Raw genomic sequence first — 4761 nt, forward strand, 5'->3', positions numbered from 1 at the left:
TCAAGCGCTTCTTTTAGCGCTTTGGTCGCCGTTTCCCAAATTTCGTCCCCGCCGATCGCTTTTGCAGGCTTGGTCGAAATTTCCATCTCGTAATGAAAGCCGAAATTTTCCATTATTTTGCCGGCAAATTTTAAAATTTCTAGGATATTTTCTTTGATTTGGCTCGGCATACAAAAGATGTGCGAGTCGTCCTGGGCAAATTCGCGCACCCTGAAAAGTCCGTGCAAAACGCCGCTTTTTTCGTGGCGATGCACGACGCCGTATTCGAAAAATTTAAGCGGCAAATCGCGGTATGAGCGGATGTCGCTTTGATAGACCTTGATGTGGCCGACGCAGTTCATCGGCTTTATACCGTATTCTGCCTCGTCGATCGTCGTAAAATACATATTTTCTTTATAGTTTGCGTAGTGGCCGCTCTTTTTCCACACGTCGGCTTTTAGTAGCTCGGGGCCTCTAACCGGCTCGTAGCCGCGGTCGCGGTGTGCTTTGTATAAAATTTGCTCGAGTTTGGAGCGTAAACGTCCGCCGTTTGGTAGCCATATCGGTAGGCCGCCGCCGACCTCTTCGTCGAAGGTAAACAGCTTCATCTCGACGCCAAGCTTTCTGTGGTCGCGTTTTTTGGCCTCTTCGATGATGCGGATGTGCTCTTTTAGGCTCTCTTTGTCGGCAAATGCTGTGCCATAGATACGGTTTATCATTTCGCGCGTCTCGTCGCCGCCCAGATACGCGCCGGCTACTCGCGTTAGTTTAAAGAATTTTAAAAATTTGGTATTTGGCAAGTGCGGTCCGCGGCATAAATCCTCGAAATTTCCTTGCTTGTAGCTGCTGACTTCGCCTTCTGGAATGCGTTTTAGCACCTCTTGTTTTAGCTCGTCGTCTTTAAATTTATCGCTCATAAAGGCTTTTGTGGAGCTTGCTTTGACGATATCAAGCTTAGCTTCGGCTAGCTCTTTCATCTTGGCTTCTATCGCCTCTAAATCCTCGTCGCTAAGCTTACTGTTGGCCTCGTCGACCTTAAAATCATAATAAAATCCGTCCTCGACGTTTGGTCCGACGAAAAATTTGGCCTGTGGATAAAGCTCTTTGATAGCCTGCGCCATGAGGTGCGCACAGGAGTGCCTGATGACGTTTAGCGCGTCTGGGGAGTTGTCAAAATAAATCGGTTCTGCGGCGTTTTCTCGCCCGTTGATACTCTGAGTATCGACTATGTTTCCGTCCAGTTTGTATGCGATGATATCGCTCATTTTGCGTCCTTTTTATCGAAACATCTTTCTTACGCTGAAAGAATTGGGTTGGATTTTAGCTAAATTGTTTTTAAGCTTTACTTAATGTTTTATTTGATTTGGGTTTAAACGGCGGTCAAATTTGAGTTTTGAATATAATAGAATATATTGATTAAAATTTAAGTATTGTTAAATAGGTAATATTCTCAATATAATTTATTATATTTTAAGAAAACTATCGCTAATATTTCATCGAATGAATCATGCATTTATCTCGTCTTTGCATTGTTTTGATTCATTTTTCTCCCAAATTGCGCAAAGGAGTGGTTGCCTTTGCGCTTTAATCTTTAAATTTTATTTCCCAAAACCTGCACAAATTTGACGCTAACGAGTTAAAATTTAGAAAATAAATACATTTTGGCTTTAGTGGGCAAATTTGACGTTTGGATTTACGATACGAATTAAGTAAAATTTGATGAAATTTGAATCAAAAGAAGCGAAATGGTGGCCCCGAATGGACTCGAACCATCGACCACTACCATGTCAAGGTAGTGCTCTACCAACTGAGCTACGGGACCGAAAAATGGAAATTTACCCAAAATAATATTGAAATTAGCTTAAATTTTGCGATTTTTCGTAAAAAGCGAAATTTGAGTGCGATCGGATTTTGTTAAATTTGATCGCACTCTGCGATCTGAAAATAAAATTATATAAAAGATTATACCTTAATAGAAAAATCTTGATAAATCTTAAAAATAAAATCTCATAAATTCATATCTCGTTAGTCAAATTTACATTAAATCCCCTAAATTTAGGGAGATTTATGATAGAGCAAATTTTTAATAAAACTCACAGCAAACTCACGATATTATAATTATAATGCCGTTATGATATTTCATCCAAAGGAGAATGTATGCAAGAGCAAATGTCAAGACGCGATTTGTTAAAGCTGGGTGTGGCGGGCGCGGGCGCACTCGCGCTAGGTGCGGTAAATGCGCAAGCAAGCGCGTTAAACGCAAAAGACGTCAAATTTGACGAAGAGTGGGACGTGATCATCATCGGCTCGGGCTTTGCGGGGCTTGCGGCGGGCTTAAAAGCGGCGCAAAAAGGCAGCAAGGTACTAATCCTGGAAAAAATGGGTCGCATCGGCGGCAACTCCGTAATCAATGGCGGCGGCATGGCGGTCGCAAACAATCCGGTGCAAGCAAAAACCAACATCAAAGATAGCAAAGAGCTGTTTATCGCAGACTGTCTAAAAGCCGGCCTTGGCATCAACCACACCGAGCTTTTGGAGACTTTGGTTGATCGCGGTATGGACGCGTATAACTTCCTCGTTGAAAACGGCGTTCAGTTTAAAGAGCACTGCGCGCACTTCGGCGGTCACACCGTAGCTCGCTCGCTGCTAACCACAAACGATAGCGGCTCAGGCTACATCCAGCCGATGCTTGAGAAATTCGAAGCGCTAAAAGACAAAGGCTGCGAGCTTCGCCGCCGCGCCAAATTTGACGACTTCGTGCTAGATGAGAGCGGCCGCGTCGTGGGCGTAACGATCAGAGAAGAGTATAGGTTCGACGATAAGCTTTACAGCGACGATCTAGAAAACACGAGCGGCACGAAAAAAACGCTAAAAGCGAACAAAGGCGTCGTTTTAGCGGCCGGCGGTTTTTGTCGCGATAAAATTTTCCGCAAGCTGCAAGACCCGCGCATCCCCGACGACGTCGATAGCACGAACCATCCGGGAGCGACTGCGGGCGCACTGCTAAAAGCATTTGAGATCGGCGCGTATCCGGTGCAAGTCGACTGGATACAGTTTGGTCCGTGGGCGAGCCCGGACGAAAAGGGCTTTGGCACCGCTCCGATCCTAACTCAGCAAGGCACCTTTAAATACGGCATCGCGGTCGATATCCGCACCGGCAAGCGCTTTATGAACGAGCTAGCCGACCGCAAAACCCGCGCGGACGCCGAGTTTAAAATTTTACGCGAAAAACCGGGCGCATATCCGATAACCTTCGCCGACACCAAAATGGCGTTTAAAGACCTAAGCGAAGAGATCATCCAAAAAGGCATGGGTAGCGGCAAGATAGTTGGCGAGTGCGCTACGCTGGATGATATCGCTAAAAAATACGGCGTGCCTGCAGACGCGCTAAAAGAAACCGTCAAGAAATATAACGAAGGCGTCAAGGCTAAAAAAGACGAATTTGGCAAACAAGAAAGCGCGCTAAGCGAGATCAACGAAGCAGGACCGTTCTACGTCATCCGCCTATCGCCGAAGCCTCACCACACCATGGGCGGGCTAAAAATCAATACCAAAGCCGAGGTCATCTCAAGCAAGACCAATAAGCCGATCCCTGGCCTATATGCAGCGGGCGAGATTACAGGCGGCACGCACGGCGCGAGCAGGCTAGGTACGGTTGCGATAACCGATTGTATAGTGTTTGGGATGATTGCCGGAGAAAATCTGGCCTAAATTTGGTAAAACGGAGTTCTCGCGAGTTTATGCTTCGTTGGTTCTAAATTTTATCGCTAGATGAACGAAATGTTCTATCTGCGCTCTAAAATTTAGATCCGCCTCGCCTAAAACTCGCGATAATCCGTTTTTATTTCGTATCGCAGGTTAAATTTAAGACTAAATTCGAGAATTCAGCCTGCGATCTTTTTAAATTTAAAGCCGAATTTGCAGTTAAATTTGTAAATTTGACATCCGAAAGGAATTCGCATGAAACACAAAGCGTTTCTCGCCTTGTGCGCGTCTGTGCTATTATGCTCTTTTGCATTTAGCGCAGGTGCACCAAGCGCAAAGATAACGTCTTTAGTAGATCTTAACGTCACCGACGAGCTGCGAGCCAAACACCCTTTAAAGCCTCATCACGAAAAGCTAAGCTTCACCTGTCTTGATTGTCACGAAGGACAAGGAAACGACGCTAGTAAATTTAAATCCATAGGCGATAAAGGCTGTATATCCTGTCACGGCGACAAGAAAAAGATAGCTAAAAGACTAGAATACATGGATCTGCTAAAAGCAAATCCCCACAACTCGGTTCACGACGGCCCTACGCTATACTGCGACGAGTGCCACAACGAGCATAAAAAATCAACCAATATGTGCACGGAGTGCCACGAACACGAAGTTCCGCAATGGATGGGGGTAACGCCATGAAAATTTCAAAGAAAGTACTAGCGCTTATTATATTAGTAAGCGGCATTATAGGGTTTTTAGTCGTACTTCCCGTGCATTACGCCCTAGAAGAAACTAGCGGAGAGAAGTTTTGCGTAGTATGCCACGAGATGGATCCTATGGTTATAGCTTATAGTAACGACGTTCACAGCGGCAAAGGCAAAAGCGGAGTAAGGGCTAAATGCGTGGACTGCCACATACCTCACGACAACCTGGCTAAATACGTTTTAACTAAAGCTAAAAACGGAGTAATGGAGGGATACGTTCATTTCTTTAAAGATCCGGAGGCTATAGACTGGCATAAAAACAGAGAGAAAAGAGAGCACTTCGTATTTGATAACGGTTGCGTTAGCTGCCATACGA

At 45.1% G+C, this 4761-nt stretch carries 4 protein-coding genes and 1 tRNA gene; 3 read left to right on the plus strand and 2 right to left on the minus strand.

The features are described from left to right. Together thrS and Q0338_RS05225 are read right to left on the minus strand one after the other, a co-directional pair. The coding region (thrS, locus tag Q0338_RS05220; RefSeq protein ID WP_298085835.1) for a threonine--tRNA ligase at positions 1-1244 on the minus strand (1244 nt) is incomplete at its 3' end. 481 nt (positions 1245-1725) lie between these two features. Then, positions 1726-1801: transfer RNA gene (locus Q0338_RS05225), tRNA-Val, on the minus strand. A gap of 335 nt (positions 1802-2136) precedes the next feature. Between Q0338_RS05225 and Q0338_RS05230 the strand changes: the two genes are divergently transcribed. The 3 genes from Q0338_RS05230 to Q0338_RS05240 form a co-directional block, all read left to right on the plus strand. Continuing rightward, on the plus strand, positions 2137-3690 hold the full coding sequence (locus Q0338_RS05230) for a flavocytochrome c (RefSeq protein WP_298085836.1): 1554 nt from the start codon (positions 2137-2139) through the stop codon (positions 3688-3690). Positions 3691-3939: 249 nt separating this feature from the next. Beyond that, entirely contained in the window at positions 3940-4380 is a 441-nt protein-coding gene (locus Q0338_RS05235; protein WP_298085837.1) for a cytochrome c3 family protein, read from the plus strand. After that, the coding region (locus tag Q0338_RS05240; RefSeq protein ID WP_298085838.1) for a NapC/NirT family cytochrome c at positions 4377-4761 on the plus strand (385 nt) is incomplete at its 3' end. The genes Q0338_RS05235 and Q0338_RS05240, both read left to right, overlap by 4 nt.

Origin of the sequence: uncultured Campylobacter sp. (assembly GCF_938018145.1) — a bacterium.
Taxonomy (GTDB): domain Bacteria; phylum Campylobacterota; class Campylobacteria; order Campylobacterales; family Campylobacteraceae; genus Campylobacter_A.

What these genes read in the sequence shown, in the direction of transcription:
- Q0338_RS05235 (WP_298085837.1), top strand. Translation starts at nt 3,940, where the DNA reads ATGAAACACAAAGCGTTTCTCGCCTTGTGCGCGTCTGTGCTATTATGC.
- Q0338_RS05230 (WP_298085836.1), top strand. Translation starts at nt 2,137, where the DNA reads ATGCAAGAGCAAATGTCAAGACGCGATTTGTTAAAGCTGGGTGTGGCG.